Source organism: Herbihabitans rhizosphaerae (genome assembly GCF_004216555.1).
Classification (GTDB): Bacteria; Actinomycetota; Actinomycetes; order Mycobacteriales; family Pseudonocardiaceae; genus Herbihabitans; species Herbihabitans rhizosphaerae.
Window position 1 is genome coordinate 1 of sequence record NZ_SGWQ01000011.1, and the last position, 26,434, is coordinate 26,434.

General features: G+C 68.9%; 24 protein-coding genes. 10 read left to right on the forward strand and 14 right to left on the reverse strand.

The window, feature by feature from the left end; genetic code table 11:
• Nucleotides 1–651, forward strand: a 651-nt coding sequence (locus tag EV193_RS33515) for an HNH endonuclease signature motif containing protein (protein WP_242613680.1), incomplete at its 5' end; no start/stop codon positions are given.
• Here EV193_RS33515 and EV193_RS26235 read toward each other — a convergent pair.
• Nucleotides 648–2,447 (reverse strand): PucR family transcriptional regulator, encoded by a 1,800-nt coding sequence (locus EV193_RS26235; protein ID WP_242613681.1) that lies wholly within the window; start codon nt 2,445–2,447, stop codon nt 648–650. The genes EV193_RS33515 and EV193_RS26235 overlap by 4 nt on opposite strands.
• A 196-nt stretch (nt 2,448–2,643) precedes the next feature.
• The gene (locus EV193_RS26240; protein WP_242613682.1) at nt 2,644–3,951 is read right to left on the reverse strand and encodes a PucR family transcriptional regulator; all 1,308 of its coding nucleotides are present in this window, start codon (nt 3,949–3,951) and stop codon (nt 2,644–2,646) included.
• A 501-nt stretch (nt 3,952–4,452) separates the two neighbouring features.
• On the opposite strand from EV193_RS26240, the gene EV193_RS26245 reads away from it, so the two are divergent.
• Together EV193_RS26245 and EV193_RS26250 are read left to right on the forward strand one after the other, a co-directional pair.
• On the forward strand, nt 4,453–5,001 hold the full coding sequence (locus tag EV193_RS26245; protein ID WP_130347563.1) for a hypothetical protein: 549 nt from the start codon (nt 4,453–4,455) through the stop codon (nt 4,999–5,001).
• A complete protein-coding gene (locus EV193_RS26250; protein ID WP_130347565.1) occupies nt 4,994–5,575 on the forward strand; it encodes a hypothetical protein in 582 nt (193 codons plus the stop codon). Before EV193_RS26245 ends, EV193_RS26250 begins: the two co-directional genes overlap by 8 nt.
• 105 nt (nt 5,576–5,680) lie before the next feature.
• On the opposite strand, the gene EV193_RS26255 is transcribed toward EV193_RS26250, so the two are convergent.
• From EV193_RS26255 to EV193_RS26270, 4 genes are all read right to left on the reverse strand, one after another.
• Complete coding sequence (locus EV193_RS26255; protein WP_130347567.1) at nt 5,681–6,589, reverse strand: alpha/beta fold hydrolase; 909 nt, start codon at nt 6,587–6,589, stop codon at nt 5,681–5,683.
• 16 nt (nt 6,590–6,605) lie between these two features.
• A complete protein-coding gene (locus tag EV193_RS26260; RefSeq protein WP_130347569.1) occupies nt 6,606–7,499 on the reverse strand; it encodes an ABC transporter permease in 894 nt (297 codons plus the stop codon).
• Nucleotides 7,496–8,449, reverse strand: a complete 954-nt coding sequence (locus EV193_RS26265) for an ATP-binding cassette domain-containing protein (RefSeq protein WP_130347571.1) — start codon at nt 8,447–8,449, stop codon at nt 7,496–7,498. Before EV193_RS26265 ends, EV193_RS26260 begins: the two co-directional genes overlap by 4 nt.
• 130 nt (nt 8,450–8,579) lie before the next feature.
• Nucleotides 8,580–9,800 carry an RNA polymerase sigma factor gene (locus EV193_RS26270; protein ID WP_165401514.1) on the reverse strand — a complete coding sequence of 407 codons (1,221 nt, stop codon included), beginning with the start codon at nt 9,798–9,800 and terminating at the stop codon, nt 8,580–8,582.
• A 421-nt stretch (nt 9,801–10,221) separates the two neighbouring features.
• On the opposite strand from EV193_RS26270, the gene EV193_RS26275 reads away from it, so the two are divergent.
• Genes EV193_RS26275 through EV193_RS26290 form a run of 4 tightly spaced genes read left to right on the forward strand, consistent with a single transcriptional unit; the run spans nt 10,222 to nt 14,835 of the window.
• Entirely contained in the window at nt 10,222–12,138 is a 1,917-nt protein-coding gene (locus EV193_RS26275) for a glycosyltransferase family 2 protein (RefSeq protein WP_130347573.1), read from the forward strand.
• Nucleotides 12,135–13,316, forward strand: a complete 1,182-nt coding sequence (locus EV193_RS26280; RefSeq protein ID WP_130347575.1) for an acyltransferase family protein — start codon at nt 12,135–12,137, stop codon at nt 13,314–13,316. The genes EV193_RS26275 and EV193_RS26280 overlap by 4 nt, the downstream gene beginning before the upstream one ends.
• A gap of 32 nt (nt 13,317–13,348) precedes the next feature.
• Complete coding sequence (locus EV193_RS26285) at nt 13,349–14,194, forward strand: oxygenase MpaB family protein (protein WP_130347577.1); 846 nt, start codon at nt 13,349–13,351, stop codon at nt 14,192–14,194.
• Nucleotides 14,195–14,214: 20 nt separating this feature from the next.
• The gene (locus EV193_RS26290) at nt 14,215–14,835 is read left to right on the forward strand and encodes a TetR/AcrR family transcriptional regulator (protein ID WP_130347578.1); all 621 of its coding nucleotides are present in this window, start codon (nt 14,215–14,217) and stop codon (nt 14,833–14,835) included.
• Here the strand turns inward: EV193_RS26290 and EV193_RS26295 are convergent.
• The 3 genes from EV193_RS26295 to EV193_RS26305 all read right to left on the reverse strand — a co-directional run bounded on the left by EV193_RS26295 (nt 14,819) and on the right by EV193_RS26305 (nt 17,774).
• Nucleotides 14,819–16,195 (reverse strand): GH1 family beta-glucosidase, encoded by a 1,377-nt coding sequence (locus EV193_RS26295; protein ID WP_130347580.1) that lies wholly within the window; start codon nt 16,193–16,195, stop codon nt 14,819–14,821. The two genes, EV193_RS26290 and EV193_RS26295, sit on opposite strands and share 17 nt — an antisense overlap.
• 390 nt (nt 16,196–16,585) lie before the next feature.
• Entirely contained in the window at nt 16,586–17,449 is an 864-nt protein-coding gene (locus EV193_RS26300; RefSeq protein ID WP_341273200.1) for a helix-turn-helix domain-containing protein, read from the reverse strand.
• On the reverse strand, nt 17,412–17,774 hold the full coding sequence (locus tag EV193_RS26305) for a DUF6879 family protein (RefSeq protein ID WP_130347582.1): 363 nt from the start codon (nt 17,772–17,774) through the stop codon (nt 17,412–17,414). Before EV193_RS26305 ends, EV193_RS26300 begins: the two co-directional genes overlap by 38 nt.
• Nucleotides 17,775–17,930: 156 nt before the next feature.
• Between EV193_RS26305 and EV193_RS26310 the strand changes: the two genes are divergently transcribed.
• Together EV193_RS26310 and EV193_RS26315 are read left to right on the forward strand one after the other, a co-directional pair.
• A complete protein-coding gene (locus tag EV193_RS26310) occupies nt 17,931–20,237 on the forward strand; it encodes a serine/threonine-protein kinase (protein ID WP_130347584.1) in 2,307 nt (768 codons plus the stop codon).
• A 70-nt stretch (nt 20,238–20,307) separates the two neighbouring features.
• Entirely contained in the window at nt 20,308–21,039 is a 732-nt protein-coding gene (locus tag EV193_RS26315; protein WP_242613685.1) for an FHA domain-containing protein, read from the forward strand.
• Nucleotides 21,040–21,044: 5 nt separating this feature from the next.
• Here EV193_RS26315 and EV193_RS34605 read toward each other — a convergent pair whose 3' ends face one another.
• The 4 genes from EV193_RS34605 to EV193_RS26330 form a co-directional block, all read right to left on the reverse strand.
• Nucleotides 21,045–21,296, reverse strand: coding sequence for an alpha/beta fold hydrolase (locus EV193_RS34605; protein WP_341273201.1), 252 nt, complete (start codon nt 21,294–21,296; stop codon nt 21,045–21,047).
• On the reverse strand, nt 21,272–21,637 hold the full coding sequence (locus EV193_RS34610) for an alpha/beta fold hydrolase (protein ID WP_341273202.1): 366 nt from the start codon (nt 21,635–21,637) through the stop codon (nt 21,272–21,274). Before EV193_RS34610 ends, EV193_RS34605 begins: the two co-directional genes overlap by 25 nt.
• Nucleotides 21,638–21,755: 118 nt before the next feature.
• Nucleotides 21,756–22,739, reverse strand: a complete 984-nt coding sequence (locus EV193_RS26325) for a 2-hydroxyacid dehydrogenase (protein ID WP_130347588.1) — start codon at nt 22,737–22,739, stop codon at nt 21,756–21,758.
• Nucleotides 22,736–23,905: a pyridoxal phosphate-dependent aminotransferase gene (locus EV193_RS26330; RefSeq protein ID WP_165401515.1), complete on the reverse strand. Its 1,170-nt coding sequence runs from the start codon at nt 23,903–23,905 to the stop codon at nt 22,736–22,738. The genes EV193_RS26325 and EV193_RS26330 overlap by 4 nt, the downstream gene beginning before the upstream one ends.
• A gap of 264 nt (nt 23,906–24,169) precedes the next feature.
• Here EV193_RS26330 and EV193_RS26335 point away from each other — a divergent pair, with 264 nt between their 5' ends.
• Nucleotides 24,170–25,099: a glutaminase gene (locus EV193_RS26335; protein ID WP_341273208.1), complete on the forward strand. Its 930-nt coding sequence runs from the start codon at nt 24,170–24,172 to the stop codon at nt 25,097–25,099.
• Here the strand turns inward: EV193_RS26335 and EV193_RS26340 are convergent.
• Nucleotides 25,096–26,277, reverse strand: a complete 1,182-nt coding sequence (locus tag EV193_RS26340; protein ID WP_130347592.1) for an HNH endonuclease signature motif containing protein — start codon at nt 26,275–26,277, stop codon at nt 25,096–25,098. The two genes, EV193_RS26335 and EV193_RS26340, sit on opposite strands and share 4 nt — an antisense overlap.
• Nucleotides 26,278–26,434 lie beyond the last annotated feature (157 nt).

The window sequence follows — 26,434 nt, forward strand, 5'->3', positions numbered from 1 at the left end:
GACGGCATGGGGGAGCTGCTGATCCTCGGGTCCGCTGACCGCACGATGGCCGCGTTCCAGCTGATTGACCGGTGTGCGCGGCAGATCAAACGCGCTGGCGATGACCGCACGTTGGCGCAGATTCGGGCGGATGTGGCGTTGGATTTGTTGCTGGGTAAGGACAACTGTCGCCGCAAGGTGGTCGTCTACCTAACGGTGCCGGCCACCGTGCTCGCCGGACTGTCTGACCAGCCCGGTGAACTCAACGGGTACGGGCCGCTCACCGCCCAGGCTTGTCGCGAGTTGGCGGATCAGCACTCGACGTGGCAGCGGGTGCTCACCGACCCGATCGACCACACTGTGCTCAACGTCGGCCGCAAACGGTATCCGTCAGCGGCGTTGGCCGAACACGTCCGGGTGCGGGACAAAACCTGCCGCTTCCACGGCTGCCACAGGCCGGCGGCCACCTGCGAAATCGACCACACCCTTGCCTACGACGACGGCGGACAAACCTGTGACGACAACCTCGGGATGTTCTGCCTGCAGCATCACCATGCCAAACACGACAACGGGTGGACCGTCGAACAACCCACACCGGGACACTTCATCTGGACCAGCCCACTCGGGCGCACCTACGACATGCCAGCCGACGACGAACCGCCGCCGTTCTAGCTTGACTTCCTGCGGAGTGCGCCGGCTTTGCTCTGGGCGGCGACTCGTGCTGCGGCCACCTTCTGGGCGCGCAGGGCCACCTCGATGTCGAAGCGCACGTCCGGGTCGTCTAACGCGCCGCCGAACAGCTGCTCCAGTTTGCGGAGGCGGTATCTGACGGTTTGGGGGTGTACGTCGAGGATTCGGGCGATCTCGGGGGCGCTTCTGCGGGTCTCCAGCCAAGCCAGCAGCGTTGTGCTGAGGCGCTCGCGCTGACCCTCCGTGAGGTCGCGCATGGGGGCCAGGGCCGACTTTGATACCTCGGAGGCGAGGAATGGATCGTTCATCAGCCACAGCACTGACAGGTGCTCATCGAACAGGGTCACTGGTCTGTCCGGCAGAACGCCTTGTGCCACGAGGGAAACGGTGCGCAGGGCCCATCGGAGTGACTCTCGAGCTTCCGCTACGGGTACGGCTGGGCCGACCGCGGCGCGCCAGCCGGGGAGGCAGTCGTCGAGGGTCTCCAGCAGTTCTCGATCAGTGTCGGCGAGCAGCAGGCACGGCGCGTCGCCTTCCAGGTCCACCAGAATCCGGCGGTCGAGGGCGGGCGCTGGGGCTTCGGCAACGTCCGCATCTGTGTTGCGGAGGGCTACGAGGGTGACTCGCTCGGGGACGGCCCACTGAGCCGCCTTGGCCAGGCGGGTGATCTCGGCCGGCCTTCGTCCGGAGAGGATCACCTCGAGCAGCTGGCGGCGCCTCCGCTCCAGCACTCCAGCTTCGCGTGCTTGGGCGGTCGCATGGCCCTCGACCGACAGCGCCGACAGCTCGTCGATGTACACGAACAGCGCCTCGGCGAGGAGGCACAGGGTCTGGGTGGGAATCCCGGCTCGCTGGCCCGTTTGGGCCATTCTGCGCCACGCCACTCGGGCGCCGACCCGATACGCCATTTGCAACAAGTCCAGGATCGGAACTCCGTTGAGCTCGCGAACACCGAAGTCCCGGAACACCTGCGCGCGATCGCCCTGCTGGGCATATGGATCTTTCAGCCGATCGAGAAATTGTGCGATCGCCTGCTGGATTCCGTCGATCACCGACCGGCCCACAATGCCGCTGGCGTCCTGGGCGAGCGCCGGAATTGTCCGTTGTATCTCCCGGAGTATTTCGTCGGTCAAACTTGGGATCCCAGGGCGGAAAACCTCGGCGAGGTTGCCCGGCAGGGCGGACCACAGCGTCACTGACCTGGGGTCACGCGGCACGGACGGCGGCGACAGCATTGAGTCGAACGCGATCATGACCTGGTCGCTCGACCCGTGGGTCGGTTCCGTGTCCGTCTCCGGCACTGGCCGGCCTCCCGTGATGTTGTCGCGTGACTGCTGATGCGGCGGGAGTGGCCCCATTAATTCCGCGCGACGCCATCCCCAGCCGATTCGCAACGTACCGGCGCACGCCGTACCGCGAAACCGAGCGAGTCGCGAATGGTCACCGAGCGAATACTGCTTGGCGAAAATCTGTTCGTCCGCGATAAACTCGTCAGCTATCCGAGTGGTTCTCGCGACTTCGACGTCGTCCGGTGTACCCGCTTCTGGTACGGCCAGCCTGACCACGACCACGACGAGCAGGCCGACCTCGATCATCGTTGGGGTCGGTGTCCCGGCTGAACGTGGCGGTCGCTCGGCGTCCTGTGCGGTCGGTGCTGGCCCCGCCGGGTCGTCGGACGACGTGGTCACCATGAAGGCGATCAGCGCGCCAGCGGCACGAACGGCAGCGCGGCGGGACGCGCCCAGCGCCGGTGCTGCCGGACCTTCGATCGCCACCACGGTGGTCCAGACCAGACGACCGCGGCGGCTCCGATACGCAGTGCGCGACACTTCCCGCAGCCGCGCATAACCCCTTGCCGTGCGGGTTGTCCAGCACGGTCATCACGGTCGTGTCGGCGAGCGGACGCGGCCGGTCTCCTGTCCAGCGATCACTCGTTCAGCACCCGTGATTGTCGGCGCGGAACTACTGTGCTGGTCAGCCCGCCTTGCGGCCACCGGTGGGCAGGTGCGGATTGCCGGCCGGCTGCTCCTCGGAGAGCAGGCTGCGCGCGCGCAACGCGATCTCCAGGTCCAGCCTGGCGTCCGGATTCTCCAGCGCCGGCCCGAAAAGCTGCTCCACCTGCCGCATGCGGTAGCGCACGGTCTGGGGGTGGATGTCCAATCGCGCGGCGATCTCCGGCGCACTGCCCCGGGTATCCAGCCAGGCGAGCATCGTGTCGGCCACCCTGGCGCGCTGCTTGGCCGTCAGGTTGGCCAGCGGCGCCAGCCTGCGCTTGATCAACTCGGCGACCAGGAACTCGTCGGCCAGCAACCACAGCGTGGACAGATGATCGGCGCACCAGGTGATCGGCGCGTTCGGGATGATCCCGCGGGTCACCAGGCAGATCGCCCGCCGCGCCCAGCGCAGTGAGGTCGCCGCGTCGGCCAGCTTCACCGTCGGGCCGATACACGCGCGCCGGCCGTCCAGCGCGGTCTGCAGGCCCTTGGCGTGCTTGTCCGGCTCGGACACGATCAGGAACGGCGTCTCGCCGTCCAGGTCCATCAACACGTCGTCCGGCACGTCCGGGCGGGTGAACTCGTGGTGGTCGTCGCGCGACTCGAGCGCGACGACGGCGAGCGACTCCGGCAGCCGCCAGCCGGCCATCTTCGCCAGCCTCGCGATCGCCTGCCGGGACCCGGACGGCTCGGACAGGATCAGTTGCGCGAGCTTGCGCCTGCGCCGTGCGGACAGGTCCGCCGACTCCGCCTGCGCCTCGGTGTAGCCCCTGATCGACAGCGCGGAGATCTCGTCCACGTAGGCGAAGATCGCCTCCGCCGCGACCGTGAACACCGCGGTGGGCAACCGCTGCTGCTGGCCCCACGCGGCGACGTGCCGCCACGCCACCCGGCCGCCCACCCGGTAGGCGGTCTGCAGCGCGTCCAGGCTGCGGCCCTCGTTGAACTCCGTGCGGCCGAGCTGGCGGAACACCTCGGCCCACTTCTCGTCCAGGGCGCTGCCGGTGCCGATCGTGTCCAGGATTCGCAGCACCGACTGCTCGACGCCGGCGGTGAGGATCGCGCCGAAGTGACCGGTCAGTGGGCGCGCGTAGGCGGGGATGGCGAGCTGGATCTCGCGGATCATGTCGGTGGTGAGTTGGCCGACCATCGGACGGAACCTGATGACCAGGTCCTTCGGCAGGGATGCCCACAGCGTGCTGGCCCGGTTTCTGGCCGGACGTGGCGTGCCGCCACGGTACTGGCCGGCACGCCCGGCTGGGCGGCGTACACCCATTTCAGTCGCCATGATCGTCCTCTCGCGAATCGCAATTCCGGCATTCATCAAACCGGCGGACGGGCATATCTTGTCACTCAGACCATAAGTTCACCGGGTTAGCGGTGTCAATGTGAACACTGGGTGTCTTCTTAGTCCATCGAATGACGAACGTCGGCGTTCACTGCTTTTCTGTCAGCGATGTGCAATACCGGCGGTATTGTTTGTGGATCGGTGCTATCTGAGGGCCGGCGGCGCTGCCGCCGGCGGCCGCTCCCTGGTGGCCTCGCAGGCGGCCAGTCTTGCCCTACTTGGCTTCCCGCACCACGTCATACACAAGAAGTCTGGCGTTCCTTGTCACGATGATGACAAGGAACCACGCATGTGGGCGCTCTCACGGCGCAGCCTTGTGGCACCCGGTAGCGCGTTAGTAACGTTCATATTCACGGCCAGGGGGAATGCTCAGCCTTGGTCGGGCCCTGCGCGTCTTCGATCAGTTTGTCAATCGTCAACGATGTCGTAAAGGAACGGAACATGATGAGTCGTCTGTTCGCCGTTGTCACCGCCGCGGCAGCGGTACTTGTCGCCGCGACCGGGTGCGGATCGAGTTCGGCGACGGAGACGAACGAGAAGGCCGTCGCGTGGTCGGAGCAGGTGTGCAAGACCATCGAGGCCGGTGGGCTGAAGCTCTCCCAGCTGCCGAAGGTCGACCCGGCGAATCCGAGCAGCCAGAAGGACGGCGCGCTCGGCTACCTCGGCACACTCGTCGAGTCGCTGGACGGGGTGGCCAACGGCATCCGTGCCGCCGGCGTGCCGCCGGTGACCGATGGACAGTCCACAATGGACAAAGCACTCGGCACGGTGGACAAGGCCAAGGCCTCGATCGAGGGCGCGCGCGCGTCGATCGGGAAGGCGCCGGCCAACGACCCCCTCGCGCTGCAGAAGGCGATGGCCGAGGCCGGCGGCGCCCTGCAGGTCGCCAGTGCGGAAGGGCCGGCCAAGGACCTCAAGGCGAACCCCGAGCTGAGCAAGGCGTTCGCCGAGTCGGCCACCTGTCGCAAGGTTGGAGGGGCCAATGGCTAGCCGAATCGTGATCCCCAAGTCCGACGCCAAGCGTTCGCACCGCGCGTCGGTCGGAGTGCCGGCCAGTGACCTGCTCGCCCGCGAGGGCAGGGAGCCGGTGCAGCACAAGCCGCCAGCGCACGCCGCCGCCTACCGCGGCGCGCTGGCGGCGACCACCGGCGTGATGATCATCGCCGGCGCGCTGTCGGTGGTCTGGTCCGACGGGCAGGACGACGGGCCGAGCTCGCTGCCGAACGGTGCGCTGCCACCCGCCGCGGCCGCTCCCGCGCTGCCGAAGGCGGAGCAGCCGTCCGACGGCCCGCTGGCGAATCCGGTGCAGAACGTGGCCATGACCTCGCCGGCGCCACCGCCACCACCTCCGGCGGCGCCCGCCCCGGCGGCACCGGCACCCGCCGCGGCGGGCCCGGCACCGGCTCCGGTGGCGCGACAGGCGGCGGCTCCCGCGCCGAAGCCGGTCGCCAAGCCGGCTCCACGCCCGGCACCCGCGCAGACCTACGACTACAAGTCGTATCGGCAGTACGTGCCGGTCCCGGCGCTGTCCTACATCGACCGGTACAGCATGGGCTGGGGCTGACCCGCCAAGACTTCGCGAGTCCCGCGCTGTGACACCCCGAGTCCCGCGCTCTGCACGATGCAGGGCGCGGGACTCGCCGGTGCAGGGCGCGGGACTCGCGCGTTGTTACTCGGCCAGCCGTTCGCGGAGGAGTTCGGCCAGCTCCAGGGTGTCCAGCGTCGCCGGCTCGGTGGACTCCAGGAAGTCGATCAGCAGTTGGCTGAACCGGTGCGGGTCGGAGCTGTGTATGAAGTGGCCGGCGCCGCGCACGATCTCCAGTCGTGAACCGGGCATCAGGCGCGCGGCCTCGTGCGCGTGGCTCACCGGGATGATCTTGTCCCGGTCGCCCCAGATGATCATCGACGGTATCACCTCGGACAGGTACAACCGGTCGATCGCGCTGGCCCGCTGGCCGTGGATGTCGGTACTCGTGCGCGCGGTGTGCACGTACGCCGTGCGCTTCGCGGGGTCGGCGAGCGAGGCCAGGTGCTGGGCCAACTCGCGAGTCTCGGCCGACCACGGGCGGCGCATCTTGCCGATCGCCGCGCTCGCGGCGCGCACCGTCGTCCGGTTCACCACCGCCGCCAGGAACAGCTTCGCGCCGGGCAGATCGGTCGCCCGGATCAGCGGGGTCACCTCCTTGCCGAGCCCGCCGCTGCCCGCCAGCACGATCCGCCCGCACAGTTCCGGGAACTGGTAGGCGAACTGCAGCGCGATCCCGCCGCCGAGCGAGTGCCCGACGATGGTGGCGCGCTTGTGGCCGAGCAGGAGCAGCAGATCGCGCAACCCGGCGGCGAACGCGCCCATCGAGTAGTCGCCGCGCGGAGTCGCCGACTCGCCGTGGCCGAGCAGGTCCGGTGCGATCACCTCGCCGCCGTAGCCCCGGTCGGCCAGCTCCTCCATGACGGGCAGCCACGTGCGCCCGCTGCCCGCGATCCCGTGCAGCAGCACGAGTGGGTCCGTGCCACCCCCGGCGAGACGGCGGTAGCTGACCCGGTGGCCGTGGATCTCGATCTCACGGCTGGTGATCGTCATCGGTGACCTTTCTCGATCATCGGGTTCTGCGGAAGTTCCTGGCCGAGATCGCGCCGCCCAGCAGTGCCGCGCCGGCGATCAGGAGGACTGCCATGGCCAGCGCGCTGCCGACCGGCTTGCCGAGCGCCAGCGCGCGGGTGGCGTCGATCGCGTAGGTCACCGGGTTGGCCTTCGACACCGCCTGCAGCCACCCCGGCATCGAGTTGACCGGCATGTACGCGCTGGAGGAGAACATCAGCGGGAACATCACCACGAACGACGCGGCGTGCATGATCTCCGGCTTGTGCTGCCAGGTCGCGAGCGCCACGAAGATCCAGCTGAGGCCCCAGCCGAACACCACGCACAGCAGCATGGCGGCGATCGTGCCCATCGCGTTCGGCGGCTGGAAGTCGAGCAGGTACACCGCCGCCAGCACGGCGACGGCCAGTTGCACCGCGAGCCGCACCGCGTCGGACACGGTGCGCGCCATCAGCACCGCGAGCAGGTTCACCGGCATGGCGCGCAGCCTGCCGACGAACCCGGTGTACACCTCGGCGAGCAGCCCGACCCCGGAACTCATCGCGGTGGCCAGCGCGATGTTGACCATGGTCGCCGGCATCAGGAAGTTCAGGTAGCTCTGGTACTCGGCGACGCCGGGCAGCGTGCCGAGGGCGGAGAACACCTGGCTGAACAACAGCAGCAGCACGATCGGCTGCAGCAGTCCGAAGAACACCAGGCGGTAGTCGGAGAACGCGGCGCGCAGCGAACGTCCGGCCAGCACCGCCACCTGCGTGCTGAGCCGCGTTCCTGTCCACTGTGGACCTTGGCGCTGCGGCGGCTGGTATCCGTTGTGCCGCAAGTAAAGCGTGACCGTCGCCTCGGGGTCGTAGGACCGAGGATCGTGCCTGGCCGGGAGCGCGTGCCTGCTCATGAGGCCGGCCATCCGTGCTCGTGCAGCGTCATGTACACGTCGTTGAGCGTCGGCTCGGCCGTGGTCAGGTCGGTGGCGAACACCCCGGCGGCGTCCAGCATGCGCACCAGCGTGGTGACGCCCGCGGCGCCGGTGACCGGGACGGTGACCGTCCTGCGCGCCTCGTCGGCGGTCGGGTTCGCGGCGAGCCCGAGTACGGCGATCGCGCGCCGCATGCTGGTGTCGTCGGCGAAGGTGACCGTGGCGGTGCGCGATCCGAACGACGACTTGAGCTGGGTCGGCGTGCCGCGCGCGACCACCCGTCCGGCGCCGAGCACCACCACGTCGCTGGCCAGGTGATCGGCCTCCTCCAGGTACTGCGTGGTGAGCAGCACGGTGGTGCCGTCGGCGGCCAGCCGTTCGATGAACCACCACAGCGCCGCGCGGCTCATCGGGTCCAGCCCGGTACTCGGCTCGTCCAGGAACAACACGTCCGGCCGGCCGAGCACACTGGCCGCGAGATCCAGCCGCCGCCGCATGCCGCCGGAGTAGGTGGCCACCTTGCGGGTGGCCGCGTCGGTGAGGTCGAACAGCGCGATCAGCTCGTCGGCGCGCTCCTTGGCCTGCTTGCGGCTGGCGCCGAGCAGACGGGCGAGCAGGATCAGATTTCCGCGCCCGGAAAGGGAATCGTCCAGCCCGACGAACTGGCCGGCCATCCCGATGTGCCGGCGGATGTGCCGGCCGAAGCGCGTCACGTCCCACCCGCAGACGGTCGCCTCGCCGGAGGTCGGAGCGGACCGGGTGGCCAGGATGTCGACCAGCGTGCTCTTGCCGGCGCCGTTGTGGCCGAGCACCGCGAGCACCGATCCGGCCTTGGCGTTCAGCGTGACGTCGATCAGCGCCTCGACCGAGCCGTAGGACTTGCCGAGCGAGCGGACGTCGATCCGCACGTCCCTGCCCGGCTGGTGCATCGCGTCTTCCTCACCGTCCCACGGACCACGGTCGGCTTGACGATACGGGCGAGGGCGGCGTGCGACAGCCGTCGTACTCACCAGAAGCCGGTATTCAGATCCCTTTACACAGGCGGGGCTCGCGGATTTGTCAGTCGGTGACAAGTTCCGCGAGGCGGCGGCGCAGCAGCTCCCGCTCGGCGGTGTTCCCGGTGCGCTCGATCGCGGCCCGGTAGGCGGCCGCCGCGTCGTCGGCGCGCCCGAGCCGGCGCAGCAGATCGGCCCGGATCGCGTGGAACAGATGGTACCGGTCCAGCTTCGGCAGACCGTCCACAATGGACAGACCAGCCGCCGGGCCGTCCACTTCGGACACCGCGATCGCGCGGTTCAGCTCGACGACCGGGGTCGGCGCGACGGTGAGCAACTGGTTGTAGAGCGTGACGATCTGCGGCCAGTCGGTGGCCTGCGCGGATGGCGCGTCGCTGTGCACCGCGATGATCGCCGCCTGGATCTGGTACTGGCCGGGTGCGTTGCGCCGCAAGCACTTCCGCACCAGATCCTGCCCCTCGGCGATCAGCTCGCGGTCCCAGTGCGACCGGTCCTGCTCGGCCAGTGGCACCAGGTCGCCGGACGGTGTGCTGCGGGTGTCGCGCCGGGAGTGGATCAGCAGCATCAGCGCGAGCAGCCCGCTGACCTCCGCCTCGTCCGGCATCAAGTCGGCGAGCAGCCGGCCGAGCCGGATCGCCTCGGTGCAGAGATCCTCGCGGCCGAGCGCGTCGCCGGCGCTGGCCGTGTACCCCTCGTTGAAGATCAGGTACACCACGGCGAGCACGGCGGTCACCCGCTCGGGCAGGTCGGCGTCGCGCGGCACCCGGTAGGGGATGCGCGCGTCGCGGATCTTTCCCTTGGCGCGCACCAGCCGTTGCGCCATCGTCGGCTCGGGCACCAGGAACGCGCGGGCGATCTCGGTGGTGGTGAGCCCGCCGAGCAGGCGCAGGGTCAGCGCCACCCTGGCCGCGGGCGCGAGCGCGGGGTGGCAGCAGGTGAAGATCAGCCTCAGGCGGTCGTCGTGCACCGGGCCGTCCTCGGGTGGCGGCTCGCCGTCCGCGTGCAGCAGCGCGGCCTGCGCGTGCTTGTCCTCGCGGGAGGACTCGCGGCGGAGCTTGTCGATCGCCTTGTTGCGAGCGGTCGTGATGATCCAGCCGGCCGGGCTCGGCGGGACGCCCTTGTCGGGCCACCGCCGAAGCGCCTCGGTGAACGCGTCCTGGACCGCCTCCTCGGCGATGTCGATGTCGCCGAACACGCGCACCAGCACCGACACGGAACGGCCCCACTCCTCGCGAAAGACACGCTCCACCTCCGAGACGTCCACGTTGCGTGCTCCTTCCCTACGAACGGGGGCATGCCGGATCGACACCGGGCACGCCCGATCCTCCTCCACCGTGCGGATCACCGGTGCCGGGGATAGCGGTGCGGCGACTGTTGTGCGGGCGATGAAAACTCGTGGCGAATTCGTACGAAGGGGTGAAAAGTTGGAGGTCCGCCCGCTCGTCAATGGTCGGAACGAGTGGCGTCAGAGGTGCGTAAATGGCGGACGAAATGTGTCACTTCGTGCCAAGAACCGCAGGTCGTACGGTGCATTTGGCCCAGGTCGATCACCCGTCGGGGTAGGTCACATTGACACGTATGGACCAGTGGTCGTTACTTTCCGCATTGCGGCGCTCAGTTAATCGCCAGTGTGGGTGAAATGTGGTGCGCATCGCATTCCGTTACGCCGACCTTCGGGGAAACAAATGCCGACCGCAGACCCGGGAATCGACCCGCGCACCGTCCGCGTGCCACGGCACTCCGGCGCCGGCCGGTGGTACCCGGGCCGGCGTCGGTGGGCCGACCGCGAGACGTGGGCGCGCGAGGCGACCGACCTGCTCACCGCCGGCGAGCGCTCCCGCCGCACGCCCGTGGTCGCCGTGATCAGGTTCGCCGAGCGCGACCGCGTCACGGCCAGGTTCGGCGCCGCCGGGCTGGCCGCCGTGCACGACCGGGTCGCCGCGCAGCTGTCCGCCGACCTCGCCCGGCACGAGCTGATCGGTCTGGACGACGGCGACGGGATCATCGTGCTGCTGCGCGGCACCGCCGACCGCCAGGTCAGCCGCCGGCTCGGCGCGCTGATCGCGCGCATCGGCCGCACGCCGATCGAGCTGGACGGCGACACCATCCAGATCACCCCGATCTGCGGCTGGACCACCGCGACCAGGGGAACCGCCGCGCTGGAGCTGCTGCGGCGGGCGGCCGAGGCGAGCGACATCGCCGGCAACCACCTGGACCTGATCCCCAGGCGCTGGCGGCCCGAGCGCCAGGACGACAGCGAACCCAAGCTGCCGAAGTCGCTGCGCACCGCGGTGCAGATCGCGCTCACCGTGCTGCTCGGCGTGTGCCTGCCGTTCGCCGCGCTCGTCGGGCTGCAGCAGGTGGGCGTCGACCTCGGCACACCGGTGTACCTGCTGGTGACCGTGTCGCTGGTGGTGACCACCGCGCTGATCTGGGCGGAAGGCCTGCACGCGCTGGACCCGGCCCGGCTGCCGGCCGCGCCGAGCCACTACCCGCGCGCGTCCGCGGTGATCGCCGCGTACCTGCCGAACGAGGCGGACACGATCGTCGACACGATCCGCGCGTTCCAGGCGCAGGACTACCCGGGGCCGCTGCAGATCGTGCTGGCGTACAACACGCCGCGCGATCTTCCCGTGGAGGACACGCTGCGCGCCATGGCCGCCGCCGACCGCAGGCTCGTGCTGCTGCGGGTGGACGGCTCGACGTCGAAGGCACAGAACGTCAATGCCGCGCTGCAGGTCGTGGACGGCGAGTTCACCGGTCTGTTCGACGCCGACCACCAGCCGAGCGTGGACGCCTACCGCCGGGCGTGGCACTGGCTGGCCGACGGGGCGGACGTGGTGCAGGGGCACTGCGTGATCCGAAACGGCGGCGACTCGTGGATCGCGCGCACGGTCGCGGTCGAGTTCGAGTGCATCTACGCGGTCAGCCACTCCGGGCGCGCGCAGCTGCACCAGTTCGGGCTTTTCGGTGGCTCCAACGGTTTCTGGTCCACCTCGGTGCTGCGCGATGTGCGGATGCACGGCCACATGCTGACCGAGGACATCGACTCGTCGTTCCGCGCGCTGCTGTCCGGGCACCGGCTGGTGTACGACCCGCTGCTGCTCAGCCGTGAGCTGGCGCCGGTGACCCTGCGCGCGCTGTGGAACCAGCGGATGCGGTGGGCGCAGGGGTGGAGCCAGGTGTCGCGCCGGCACCTCGCCGCGGCGCTGCGGTCGGACCGGCTCAGCCGGCGCAACAAGTTCGGCACCGCGTTCCTGCTCGGCTGGCGCGAGGTGTACCCGTGGCTGTCGCTGCAGATGTTCCCGGTGATCGCGTACCTGGCGTGGCGCGCGGGCGGTCCGCAGAACCTGGACTGGGCGATCCCGACGTTCGTGCTCACCTCGTTGTACACGCTGTCGGCAGGTCCGGTGATGGTGCTGTTCGCCTGGCGGCTCGCGGCACCCGAGGTGCGGGAGAAACGGTGGTGGTTCGCCGCCTACCTGGTGGTGTCGACGCTGCTGTACACGGAGTTGAAGAACCTGGTGAGCCGGGTGGCGCACCTCAAGGAGCTGGCCGGCGAGCGCCGCTGGGTGGTCACGCCCAGGCAGGGTCCGTCGTGAGCGGGCAACGGCAGGGGCGGTTCAACCTGGAGGGCTACCGGGCGCTGGCCGCCGTGGTCGTGGTGATTTTCCATGCCTACCAACACAATCGGTACCCGCCGCAGTGGTTGTGGCCGCTGGACGGCACGCTCGCGCACCACGCGCTGATGAACGTGGACATGTTGGTGGACATGTTCTTCGTGCTGTCCGGGTTCCTGCTCGGGCTGCCGTACGCCAAGGCGGCGCTCGGGGTCGGGCGGCCACGGCCGGCGCGGGTCTTCCTGCTGCGCCGCGCGGTCCGGCTCATCCCGCTGTACCTGATCGTGGTGCTCATCGTGTGGGCGATCAGCAATCCGGTGTTGCCGGGCGACTGGCGGGATCTGTTGCTGCACTTGACGTTCATGCACGTGTGGAGCGACGAGAAGATCTTCTACACCAACGGGCCGGCGTGGACGCTCGGCGTGGAGGCGCACTTCTACGTGCTGCTCGCCGTGCTCGGCGTCCTTGGCCAGCGCTACCTGGTCCGGCTCGGCTCGCGGCGCGCCCGGCTGTCGATCATGGTCGCCGTGCCGGTCGCGCTGGTGGCGATCAGCCTGGGGTACAAGGCGTGGGCGGTCTACGTCATGCGCTTCCCGGTCGAGGGCTGGTCGATCTGGTTCAACCCGGTGGCCAAGCTGGACGTGTTCGCGATCGGGCTGCTGCTCGCGGTGGCGTGCGCCGCCGGGGTGCGCTGGCCGAACGCGGTGGCGCGCGCCGCGGTGGGGCTGGCTGGCGGCGGCGTGATCGCGCTGGGCGTGTGGCAGCGCTACGAGCACATGCCGGACACGTTCACCCACACGTTGTTCGGACTCGGGATCACGCTCGTGATCGCCGCGACCGCGTTGAGCACCGGGCCCGGACCGCGGTGGCTGCGCTGGCGGCCGATGGTGTCGCTGAGCCTGGTGAGCTACAGCCTGTACATCTGGCACGAGCCGGCGCTGCGGCTGCTGGACACCCTCGATCTGCTGCCCACCCCCGGCCCCGGCGCGCCGTTCCCGGTCACCGCCGCGCTGCTGCTGGGGTTGTCCGTTCCGCTGGCGTATCTGAGCTACTGGATGATCGAGGTCCCGGCGACGCGGATCGCGGCGGCCTTCGACGACGACGGGCGCCCGCGCGACTACTACCACGGGCTCGATCCGGCGCCACGCGCGCGCTCTTGACCGTCTGCCAATAAGAGTGCGACAGTGGACTGATGACGCACGTCATCGACACACTTCACCCACTGGGGCCCGGCTCAGTGTCCTGGCGGATCAGCGGCGACCGGCGCGCGGTGCTCGGCGGTGGCGCGGCACTGTTGCTGCAGGTCGGGCACCCGACCATCGGGGCGGGAGTACAGCAGCACTCGAACTTCATCGAGGAGCCGTGGGACCGGCTCGACCGCACACTGCAGTCGCTGTGGCGGCTGATCTTCGGCGGCGAGCGAGCGGTCGAGGAGTCGCGACGGCTGCGCGAGCTGCACAAGACGATCAAGGGTGTGGACCACCACGGGCAGCGCTACCACGCGCTGAACCCGGAGGCGTACTGGTGGGTGCACGCCACGTTGTTCGACGTGCTGCTGCGACTGGAGGAGTTCCTCGGCAACCCGCTGAGCCCGTCCGACCAGGTCCGGCTGTACGACGAGTGGCGCCAGCTCGGCCGGCTGCTCGGCATCCCCGAGCGCCTCATGCCGAACACGCTGGACGGCTTCCAGTCCTATGTGGACGATATGATCGCGACGACCCTGGAGCGCAACGAGACAGCGGCACTGGTGCTCGCTTCCCTTCGCCTGCAAGGGGTTTCCAAGCCGCCGGTGTGGTACGTGCCGGGCTGGGCGTGGCGCGCGGCCAAGCCGTTCGGCCGCAAGGTCGGCCACCTGACCACCGCCGGTCTGCTGCCGCCGGCCGCGCGCCCGATCTTCGGGCTCGACTGGACCGACGAGGACGCGGTGAGGTTCCGGCGTCTCGGCGTGGCGGTGGGCAAGGCAGGCAAGCTCATCCCGCCGAGGGTGCGCCTCTACAAGGCGGCATACGTTGCCAGGCGCGCCGCCGGGTTGCTCTGAGCCGTGCCACAGTAGAAGGCATGAGTGCCGAGGCGGTTCCCCAGCGGCGCAGGCGACTGGACCCCGACGCGCGCCGCGAGCAGATCCTCGCGTGCGCGCTGAAACTGTTCGGCGAGCGCCCGTACGCCGCGGTGTCCACGGCCGACATCGCGGCCGAGGCCGGGGTCGCCCGCGGCCTGTTGAACCACTACTTCGGCACCAAGCGCGAGCTGTACCTCGAAGTGGTCACGGTGCTCGTGCGGATGCCGACCGCGGAGGAGTTCGTCCGTCCACAAGGGACACTGCGGCACCGGATCGACGTGAGCGTGTCGTGGTTCCTGGACATGATCGCCGAGCACGGCGGCATCTGGATGCGGGTGATCGGCGCGGAGGGCGTCGGCGCGGATCCCGAGGTCGAGCGGATCATGGACAGGGCCGACGAGGTGGCCGCGGACCGGGTGTTGGACGCGGTCGGGCTGACCGACGTGACCGAGCACCGCGAGGAGCTGCGCGCGATGCTGCGCTCCTACGGCGGGCTCGCCAAGGCCGCCTGCCGGGAGTGGCTCACCCGGGAGAACCTCGGCCGCGACCAGGTCCAGCTACTGCTCAGCCAGGCCCTGTACACGATCGTCAAGGACGTGTTTCCTACCGTCCGCGAGTGATCAGCTCGCGGTACCAGTGGAACGAGTCCTTCGGCGTGCGGGCCTGGGTCTCGTAGTCCACGTGCACCAGGCCGAACCGCTGGCCGTACCCCTCGGCCCACTCGAAGTTGTCCACGATGGACCAGGCGAAGTAGCCGCGAACGTCCACACCGGACTCGATGGCCCGCGCCACCGCGCGCAGATGCCCGTCGTGGTAGGTGATCCGCTCCTGATCGCGCACCCGGCCGTCGGCGTCCACGGTGTCCGGGTAGGAGCAGCCGCTCTCGGTGACGTACACCGGCGGCAGCGCGTCGCCGTAGCGGTTCTTGAACGTCACCAGGATCTCGCGTAGCCCGTCCGGCACCACGGCCCAGCCGAACCCGGTGGTCGGGTAGCCGGTGATCGTGCGCGGCTCGAACGGCAGGCCCTCGGGCAGGCGCGCGCCCTCCAGGACGGGCGAATCCGCCGTGCCGCCGCCCGGTTCGCCGACCAGGGCCGGCTGGTAGTAGTTGATGCCGAACCAGTCCAGCGGGGTGGAGATGATCTCCAGGTCGTCGGCCACGGTGTCCGGCATGGCCGCGGTGATCAGTGGGTCCGGGTACTCGCCGCGCAGGATCGGATCGGCGAAGGTCCAGTTCACGAGCGTGTCGTAGGCGTCGGCGGCGGCGCGATCCTGCTCGCTGTCCGAGGCGGGCCAGGTCGGCGTGTGGTTGGACGCGATGCCGATGTTCGACGCGCCGGCCGCGCGCAGTGCCCGCGTCGCCAAACCGTGTCCCAGCAACAGGTTGTGCGCCACGGTCAGCGCGCCGAAGCCCAACTCACGGCCCGGTGCGTGCGCCCCGACGGCGTGCCCGAACATCGTCACCACGACCGGCTCGTTCAGCGGCATCCACAGGTGCACGCGATCGGCGAACCGCTCGGCGGCGATCGTGGCGTAGTCGGCCAGCCGGTACGCGGTGTCGCGGGATTCCCAGCCGCCCTGATCCTGCAGCGCCTGCGGCAGGTCCCAGTGGAACAGCGTCACGGCGGGCTTGATCCCGGCGGCGAGCAGCTCGTCGATCAGCCGGTCGTAGAAGTCCAGGCCCGCCGGGTTCACCTGGCCCGATCCGCTGGGCAGAATTCGGGGCCAGGCAAGGGAAAACCGGTAGGAGTCCACTCCGAGGTCGGCCATCAGCGCCACGTCCTCGCGGTACCGGTGGTAGTGGTCGCAGGCCACCGCGCCGGTGTCGCCGTTCTTGATCCGTCCGGGCTGCGCGGTGAAGGTGTCCCAGATGGACGGTCCGCGTCCGCCCTCGGTGACGGCGCCCTCGATCTGGTACGACGCGGAGGCGACTCCCCAAAGGAAGTCCGGCGGGAACTCTTGCGGCACGGGACCCTCCAGACTTGACGATGATTCATGTTCGACTCTAATGCTTCGTCAAGGAAGCGCTGGCGATCCTGATCTTCACCACACGCGGTACTGGTGGTCGGACGGGAGCAAGCTTGCCTGGTCCAACCAGGACTCGGCGTTGTGGCGTGCGGCCGTCATTTCCCGGTTTCCAATTTCTATAGCGGCGCCTGGATGCTTGGAGTTCTCGTCAGTGAACAAGGCCCAAGGATACTTGCCCTCGGGTGTGGCTTTGAGTGTCCACGTGCGACCGTCGTGCCAGGTGGTTTGAAACGTCGTGCGGTCCAGCGTTTTCCATTTCAAGGGCGCGCTCCGCACTGTCCCCTTTGCTCATGGGTCGACGCTAAAGCGGCACGTGTGTGGTCGCCAGTGTCAGTCGCGCACTCACATAAACTGGTCTCTGGCGGAGAGTAGCAACGCTCTCGCTCGCTCGCCCGACAAGGCGTGACTACGAAAGAAGTCGAACAGGTTCTCGTGATGGGAGATATCGCGCGGATCGCTTAGCGCGACCTCTCCCGAGAAGAGTTCTTCGATCACCAGACGATCGTCGTAGATGACGAACGAGTTCAGGGCTGCGCCGGAGACCTCGGCGGTCTGCGGGACTATCGCAATGTCGATATTGGGCCGCAAGGAAAGCTCGGCCATATGCGCGCACTGGTCAGCCATCGCGTGTCGGGGTGCTCGTTTCCAGCGAACAGCCTGCTCGGTGAGCACGAATTGAAACTCGCGGTTTGGGTCGTTCAACACCGTCTGTCGATTCAGGCGGGCGCTCACCGCCTTGTCCACGTCGCGTGCCGGGCTGCTGTCCACCACGGGTGACAGAGCGGCACGCGCGTACTCGGGCACGTGAAGAAGGCCGCTTGGTATGGCAGGGTTGAAAAGACGCTGTAGCGTGCAAAGCTGCGCGAGGGCTTTGAGCTCGGATTGCTTTCGCCACAAGCCGAGTTCGGCTACGGCGCGCCACGACGTGTGTTCGACGTTGGCCTGTCGCGCCAGTGTAATCAGGTCACGCGCGGCTTCGCTGGGGATCTTGAGTGCCTTGAGTACTCGCTCGACATCCAGCACAGATGGAACGACCCGATTGGACTCGATCCGGCTGTACTTCGACTGGGACATCGCACAGCGAACGGCCAGCCTCTCTTGTGAGAGACCGGCCGCTTTGCGAAGCCGTCGTAACGCCTCGGCCAAATCGGCGCGTGACTGCCTCCCGTCAGGTTCGATACTCAAGGAATGATGCAGCCTTCGCAAGTGCTAGGTCTCGCAATGAACGGTACTTGTCCAACTCGGACGGATCGGCAAGTTCTCGGTTGCGTAGGGTGCCGTCATCATTGAAATTGAGCAGCGCGACCGTCGAATCGTCGAACAACCAGAAGTCCTGCTGTGGAAGATCGATGGACTTCTCTGTCAGGTCGAGTATGCGATAGTCCTCGCCCGCCCGCTCTCCCGGGCCGAGCCGCAGACCGTCAGCGCGCTCGACCGGAGTTCCTTGGAAGACCAACGTTCCTGTATCGGAGAGGTAAACGGCGGGGCAGTCTCCGTCCTCACAACCGCCGGACACCTTGCGTAGCTCCATGCCTACAGGCTCGTTGATCGGCTGAGCCGCGACAAGAGCCGACACGCGTCAGTCGCGCTCTCGCATAAACTGCCGCGCCTAATGTGGGCCACGGTGCGACGGCAAGATCTCGGTGCGGCACACTGTCGGCGACCGCCGGGGAGCAGGGGGTGAGCGTTGGACGAGACCGTCGAGCCGTTTCCCGTCCGGCCGGAGATTCCGAGCCGGTATCGGCTGCTGCGCGTGCTCGCCGAGACCGAGATGAGCTCGGTGTACCTCGCCGAGGACACCGAGCTGAACGACCGCAAGGTCGCGATCAAGGCGCTCGGACCGGAGCTGGTGCACCGCGCCGGGTTCCTCGAACGGTTCCGTCGCGAGGTCGACCTGGTCGCCGCGCTCGAGCACCCCAACGTCATCCCGATCTTCGAGGCCAAGGCCACGGCGGACCTGTGCTACCTGGTCATGCCGTACGTCGACGGGCCCAACCTGCGCCGGCTGCTGCACCTGAACGGCCCGCTCGGCATGGACGCCACCGTGCACCTCGCACGCCAGATCGCCGCCGCGCTGGACACCGCACACGAAGCCGGCCTCGTGCACCGCGACGTGAAGCCGGCCAACGTGCTCGTCGAGCCAAGGACGCGGCACGTGTACCTGTGCGACTTCGGCATCGCGACCACCGGCTCGTCCAAGACGATCACGCCGGACGGCCACTACGTCGGCACGCCGCTGTACGCCGCGCCGGAGCAGATCCGCTCGTTACCCGTTGACCGGCGCTGCGACGTGTACGCGCTCGGCTGCGTGGTCTACGAGTGCCTGACCGGCGAGCCGCCGTTCGTCCGGGACAGCCCCGCCGCGGTGCTGCACGCGCACCTGCACGACCAGCCGACCGCGCCGCCCGGCCTGCCGGCGTCGGTCGGCGCGGTGATCTCCCGCGCGATGGCGAAGAACCCCGGCGACCGGTACCCGACCTGCACCGCGATGGTGGACGAGCTGATCGCGGCGGCCGACGGGCGGCCGACGACTCCGCCGCTGCCGGAGTTCCAGCGGCTCAGTCGTTGGCAGGCGTTTCGCCGCCGGCCTGGCCCGCTGATCGGCACGGCCGCCGCCGTGATCGCGCTGCTGGTCGCGGCCGCGGTGATCTTCCTGCCCGAAGGCGAGGGCGGGAGCGGTCCGGAGTTGGATCCGGCGGCGCTCGCCCGAGTCCCCGAAGCCGTGCGCGTGGACTGTCAGGGCGGCGGGTCCGGATTGCCCGGCGCGACGGCGGTGGCCACCTGTCGGGACGCGACGGTGTCCCTGTTCGCCGATCGGGCGGCCATGGACGCTGCGTACGAAGGAGTGCGCCAGCAGGCCGGGGTGACCCGAGGCACCGGCGACTGTGCCAGTGAGACCGGCGCCGAGCACCGCAATCCGGCGACCGGCAGGGCGCGCGGCCGGATGCTGTGCCACAGCCGGGACGGCCAGACCACCGTGCTGTGGACCGTCGACGCGGACACGGTGATCGTCCGCGCGTCCTCCGCCGACGACAAGGCGGTGCGCGCCAAGTGGGCCACCGCTCCGGAATTCCCTACACAGCAAGAGAAAGACCTGATCGACCTGCTTGGCGAGCGCGACTGCAAGCGCCTGCAGGCCGGCCACATGGACCGCGCGCCCGAGGCGGTCGTCGGGCTGGACTGTCCGCCGGACGCGGGCGGCGCCCGGTCGGTCGCGTACTTCCGGTTCGCGACCCTGCCCGAACTGCAGCGCACCTACGACGCGCACGTGACCGCCGTGCGCGCGCCGACCGGCGTCTACTGCCCGGACGGCAAGGCGCCCGGGTTCCTGGCCAACCGCCGCTACGACATTCGCAGCGTCGAGGTGGGCAGCGTGCTGTGCTACCCGGGTCCGCAGAGCACGCTGGTGATGGAGTGGAGTGCCGAGCCGCTGCTGATCCTCGGGCAGGCGATCGGCAGCGACGTCGAGCTGTTGACCGGGTGGTGGAAGAACAACCACGGCCCGCGAACCGCCCCGCTGGTCGCCGCGGTCAACCAGCAGGCCGACCCGCCGTTCCCGTCCGAGCAGGAGCGCGCGCTGCTCGAGCACATCCCGCCGGCGTCGCGCACGAACTGCATCCGGCCCTCGCCCGAACAGGTGCGCGTCAACGTTCCTGGCAGCACTCAGGTGGTCGGCATCGTGTGCGGGCCGACGGCCGGCACGCCGATCGTCTTCTACTACCAGTTCCCCGACGCGGTCGCGATGCGTGCGAACTACGAGGCTGGCGGGTACCCGAAAGGGCCGGACTGCACGACGCTCCCGCCCAACTTCAGCGGCGAGTCGACGTACTCGCGCGGCGGGTCCACCGGCCGGCTGCTGTGCCACACCCACGAGAAGGGCTTCCGCTACATGTCGTGGACCGACGAGCGGCTGGCCATCCAGGCGTTCGCGTTCCAGGGCTACCAGCCCGCCGACATGATCGCGTGGTGGCACACCCAGGCCGGGCCGGTGTAGGTCCGGGAGGGGTCCCGGGGGTACGGGGGACACTGGTGCGGCACGACTCGTGAACACCAGGGAGGCGGCCGTGACTCGAGAGGCGACCAGCACAGCACCAGGATCGCTGAGTGCGCGCGCCGTCACCGGAGAGATCACCGTGACACCGGACCGGGGGCCGGTGCGGTTCGGGCGCAACAAGCCCGACGTGGAGATCTGCATCGGTGAGGACGATCTGCTGGTGAGCCGCCAGCACGGGGTGCTCACACACCGGTCGGGCCGCTGGTGGGTGACCAACCTCGGCCGCACGCCGATCCGGATGACGAACTTCATGATGTTGTACAGCCGCGCCGAGCCGGTGCCGCTGGGGTCCGGCCGCACGCCGTTGTACCTGCGCGGGTCGGACAGCCGCGAGCACGTGCTGGAGCTGTTCGTGGCCGGCGCGGAAGGGGGCACGCCGCCGCCGAGGTACGGGTACGACACCGTCGTGCCGAGGCCGTGGTGCCTCGACGAGGAGGAGCGCCTCGCGGTGGTCGTCGTGGGCCAGAACTACCTGCTCAACGAGCCGCAGCCGAGGCCGCTGGCCCGGCAGAGCGCCGCCGACCTGCTGAACGACCTGCGGCCGGACGACCAGTGGAGCGACCGGCGGGTGGAGCGGGTGATCGCGCGGGTGCGCACGAAGCTGTCCAACGGCGGGGTGCCGTTCCTGATGCGGGAGGAGCTGGAGGAGCCGATCGGCAACAGCCTCACCGAGAACCTGATGCGCGAACTGGTGCAGAGCACCACGCTCACGCCGTCCGACTTGGACCTGCTCGACGGCTGAAACCCTTACGACGCAAGGAAATCCAGCACCAGTGGGCTCGCCGTGGCGCGGAACTCCTCGAAGTAGGCGTGCCGCGCCCCGGCGATCAGCTCCAGCCGCGCGTGGGGAATACGACTGACCAGGATCGGCGCGTTGGCCGTCGGGTTGAGCCGGTCGTCGTCCCCGTGCACGACGAGCGTGGCGGCCCGAATGCCGGGCAGTGCGTCCCACGCGTCGTGCTGATCGCTCGCGGTCAGGTGCCGGCGGCGGGCGCGCACGGACAGTCGCGGATCGCCGAGCGTGCGGTACGGGCCGGGGTGGGTGGCGAGCCAGCGGGCGTGTACATCAGGTCGAGCAGCGCACGGCGCACCGCCGTCTGGTCCGGATCGCCGAGCGACCGCCGCACGTCGGAGTCGCGCTCCACGCCGTGCCCGCCGCCGGGGGAGGTGCAGCCGAGCACCAGCCGGCGGACCCGCTCGGGGTACAGCGCGGCGACCCACTGCGCGACCCGCCCGCCCATAGACGTGCCGTACACGTCGGCGCGCTCGACGCCGAGGTGATCGAGTACGGCGATCACGTCACCGGCGAACTGGCCGTCCTCGGCCTGCGCATGTGACACGCCCGTGACCCTATTGCGCGAGTCCCGCGCTGTGCACCGGCGAGTCCCGCGCTCTGCACGATGCAGGGCGCGGGACTCGGGGTGTCTGAGCGCGGGACTCGCGAGGTCGGGGCAGTCGCTAGCCGAGTGCCGCCGGGTTGAGCAGGGTGCGCGGACGCTCGCCGTTCAGGCCGGCGAGCAGGTTCTCCACGGCGAGCAGCCCCATCGCGGTGCGGGTCTCGATCGTGGCGCTGCCCAGGTGCGGCAACAGGGTCACGTTGTCCAGGTCGAGCAGTGCCTCGGTGACCTGCGGCTCGCGCTCGTACACGTCCAGCCCCGCGGCGAAGATCTCCCCGGAGCGCAGCGCGTCGGCGAGCGCCTGCTCGTCGACCATCGGCCCGCGCGCCGTGTTGACCAGCACCGCGGACCGCTTCATCGCCCGCAGCGCGTCCGCGTTGATCAGGTGCCGGGTCTGCGGGGTGAGCGGCGCGTGCACGCTGACCACGTCGGACTCGCCGAGCAGGTCGCCCCACTCGCGCCACTCGACGCCGAGTTCGGACTCCGCGTCGGCGTCCAGCCGGATCGCGTCGTTGTAGATCACGCGCATGCCGAACCCGTGCGCCCGCCGGACCACCGCGCGCCCGATCCGCCCGCAGCCGACCACGCCCAGCGTCTTGCCGTGCAGGTCGTGGCCCATCATCATCGTCGGGCCCCAGATCCACGGCGTCCGCGCGCGCATCAGCCGCTCACCCTCGCCCAGCCGCCGGACACAGGCCAGGATCAGCGTCCAGGCCAGGTCGGCGGTGGCCTCGGTGAGCACGTCCGGGGTGTTGGTCACCAGCACCCCGCGCTTGGTGCACTCGGGCACGTCGATGTTGTCGAAGCCGACCGCGTGGTTGGCCACGATTTTCAGCTCGGGTCCGGCCGCGTCCAGCAGCTCGGCGTCGACCTTCTCGGTGAGGATCGTGAGCAGGCCCTGCTTGCCGGCCGCGCGGCGCAGCAGGTACTCGCGCGGGATCGCCTCAGGCGGACCTTCGTAGAGATCGACCTCGCAGTGCCCGTCCAGGGCGCGCATGGCCTCCTCGACCAGCGTTCGGGTGACCAGAACCGAGGGTTCGCTCATCGGGCAACCTCACTCAGCAACGTGCGGAACGCGTCGATCGCGGCCTGGATGTCCTCGATCGAGTTGGCGTAGGAGAGCCGCAGGTGGCCCTCGCCGTGCGCGCCGAACGCGGTGCCCGGCAGGCACGCGACGCCAGCCTGCTCCAGCAGCATGGTGGACAGCTCGGCGGCGGGCATCCCGAGTTCACTGATGTTGGGGAAGGCGTAGAACGCGCCGCCCGGCTCGACGCAGGACACGCCGGGCAGGTCGTTCAGACCGGACACGATCACGTCGCGCCGCCTGAGGAACGCGGCCTTCATCTTGTCGACCTCGTCCCACGGCCCGGTCAGCGCGGCGATCGCGGCGTGCTGGCTGAACGCCGACGTGCAGGACGCCGTGTTGATCAGCAGCCGGGTGACCGGCTCGACCAGCGCCTGCGGGAACACGCCGTAGCCGAGCCGCCAGCCGGTCATGGCGAAGGTCTTGGACCAGCCGTCGAGCAGGATGGTCCGCTCGACCATGCCGTCGATGTCGAGCAGGCTGCGCCGGTCGGCCGCGTAGTCCAGTGCCCAGTAGACCTCGTCGTTGAGCACCAGCAGGTCGTTCTTGATCGCGATCTCGGCGATGGCGTCGACCTGCTCGGCGCTCAGCGAACTGCCGCACGGGTTGTGCGGCGAGTTGACGATGAGCAGCTTGGTGCGGTCGGTGACCAGCGAGGCCAGCTCGTCCGGGTCGACGGTGAACCTGTTGCGCTCGCGCAGCGGGATCGGCACCGGGGTGGCGCCGGCGAACGCGGTGAGCGACTCGTACATCGGGAAGCCGGGGTTGGGGTAGATCACCTCGTCCCCCTCCTCGCACAGCGCCATGATCGCCAAGAACATGATCATCTTGGCGCCCGGCGTGACTACGACCTGCTCGGGCGTGGTGCGCAGCCGGCCGGTGCGTTCGAGGAAGTCGGCCACGGTGGACCGCAGCTCGGGGATGCCCGGCGCGGGCACGTAGTGCGTGTGGCCCTCCTCGAGTGCTTTCGCCGCGGCGGCCCTGATGTGTGCCGGTGTGTCGAAGTCGGGCTCGCCCAGCTCCAGGTGGACGACCTTTCTGCCGGTGCGTTCCAGCGCCCTGGCCCTGGCCAGGACCTCGAAGGCGGATTCGGTTCCGAGTCGTTCCATCCGATTCGCTAGCTTCACCGGCGGGTTCCTTTCGCGGCTCTGTGATGATGGCGCGCATGACGCTGCCGCCGGCTCGTGGTCGGTCGGCAGCGTGCTGATCACGATCGGTCCGGCGGTGTCGCCGAAACAACCGGGGTGGTAATCCGTAGCCCTACGTATCTAATTCCGAGATGGGCTCCGGCGCTACCTCCGATGCGACGAAGATCTTGTCGTCTGTTAACTGTCAAACCGTCTGAGGGGTTGCGGGGGCGATCACCGCTTGGCGACGCTGAGTGCGTGCGGGTGGTTCAGGACGACGCGGTCGTCGATCAGTCCCTGCTGGAACGGATTCACGACGAGGTGCGGCCGCTGATCGGCACCGGGCGCGTCGCCGACTACATCCCGGCACTGGCCGCGGTGAACGCGCGCGGCTTCGGTCTGGCCGTCGCGAGTGCGGACGGCGAGGTGTTCGGCGTCGGTGATTACCGGGTGCCGTTCTCCGTGCAGAGCCTGTCCAAGGTGTTCGCGTTCGGGCTCGCGTTGTCCCTGGAGACCGGCCGGATCTGGGACCGCGTCGGGCACGAGCCGTCCAACCACGCGTTCAACTCGCTGCTCCAGTTGGAGCGCGACCGGGGCGTGCCGCGCAACCCGTTCGTCAACGCCGGTGCATTGGTGACGGTCGACCAGTTGCTGAGCCGGACCGGAGACGCGGTCGGGGCGCTGCGCGCGTTCGTGCGCGCCGAGGCGGCCAACCCCGACATCGACGTGGACAAGGCGGTCGCGACCTCCGAGCGGGATAACTGCCACCGCAACGCCGCGCTCGCGCACCTGATCGCCAGCTACGGCAACCTGGACAACGACATCGACGCGGTGCTCGACCACTACGTCGCGCAGTGCGCGCTGGCCATGAGCTGCCGGGATCTGGCGCTGGCCGGCCGGTTTCTGGTGCGCCACGGCGTGCGCGCGGGCGGCGGCCGACTGCTGTCGGCCGCCGACACCAAGCGGCTCAACGCGACCATGTTCGTGTGCGGCATGTACGACGGCGTGGGGGAGTTCGCGTATCGGGTCGGCCTGCCGGCCAAGAGCGGGGTGGGTGGCGGCATCGTCGCGGTGGTGCCGGGCCGATACGTGATCTGCGTGTGGAGCCCCGGACTGGACGCCAGCGGCAACTCGGTCGCCGGCGTCGCCGCGCTCGAAGCACTGTCCGCCGCCACGGGTTGGAGCGCGTTCTAGCACGCGACAGTGTGCATTGTGTTCCGGATTGGTTTGCAATCCGGGTCTACCCATGCTGGCGGGATGTAGTACGGGATCCCATCGCGCATGATGATTTCCCAGTCTTGTTGGTGGATGATGGTGTGGTGGAATCGGCAGAGTAGTGTCATTGTTTCTTCGCTGGTGATTCCGCCGTTGAGCCAGTGGATGATGTGGTGTGCGTCGGTCCATTCTGGTGGTCGGTCGCAGCCGGGGAAGGTGCAGCCTTTGTCGCGTGCGATGAGTGCTGCTCGGATTGCCGGGGTGGCGGTTCGTTGTTCGCGTCCGACGTCGAGTGGTTTGCCTTCGCTGTTGAGCACGATGGGTGTGATTCCGGCGTCGCAGGCGATCTGTCGGATGGTTTGTGGTGTGATCATCGCACCGAAGTCACCATGGCCGAGGCCGATTTGGTCGCGGAGTTGTTCGTAAGAAATTGTGATCGCCAGGTGCGGCCGTCGTCCGCCGTCTTGCGGCAGTGTGTCCGAGTTGAGCACCCGGTGCGCCAACTCGACCAGCGCGTCGGCCCACCTGCGGGCGGCGGATCGGTCGTCGTCTTTTCCGGCGGGTTTCGCCAGCGGTGACAGCGCTGCCTTGAGAACTTCGGCGCACTCCGGCGAGAGCCGTCCGCGCAGCAGGATCATCCCGTCAACGTCCTCGACCATCGAGAACTCCATCCGCTTGCGGGCGGCTTGTTCTTCCAGGACAACTTGTTCGGGTTGCAGGTGCGCGCGGGTGCGGGTGGCGAGCTTGCTGAGTTTGACGGGGTCGAAGCGGTGGGCTTCGTCCACGAGGAGTTGTTCGACCTCGGCGTGATGTTCGTCGGGAAGTTTGTCGAGGGTGGTGCGCACGATCTGTACGTGGTCGCGGTTGATCACGCCGTCGGCTAGTGCTTTCGCCGTGACGGGGAGCTGCGGTTCGATGGGTTGTCCGGTGAGTGTGGTGGAGCCGAACAGGGCGTTGGCGTCGGCTACTCGCCGTCGTGCGTCGGCGGGTGTGATCCGCACGGTGTCCCGCAGGAATGAGGATGTGGAGTAGGCGCCCATTTCTTTCGCGAGGCCTTGCTGATGGATTTCGTGGATGAGTTGAAGTCGTTCGTATTCGAGTTGTTGAATGTGGGTTTCGCGAGCCCGGAGCTCGTGGATTAGTTGTTGTCCCCTCATGCCTCGATTCTACCGAAAAAGGTCGACCACTATGGGGTGAACAATGGGAGCAAGGTGGCGGCGCGGTACGGGCAAAAGGCAGGCGGAGCCTGCCCGTAGCGCCAGCCTTTTAGGGCCGATCGAGGCTCACAAGTCCAGGGCGAGCGAAGCGAGTCGC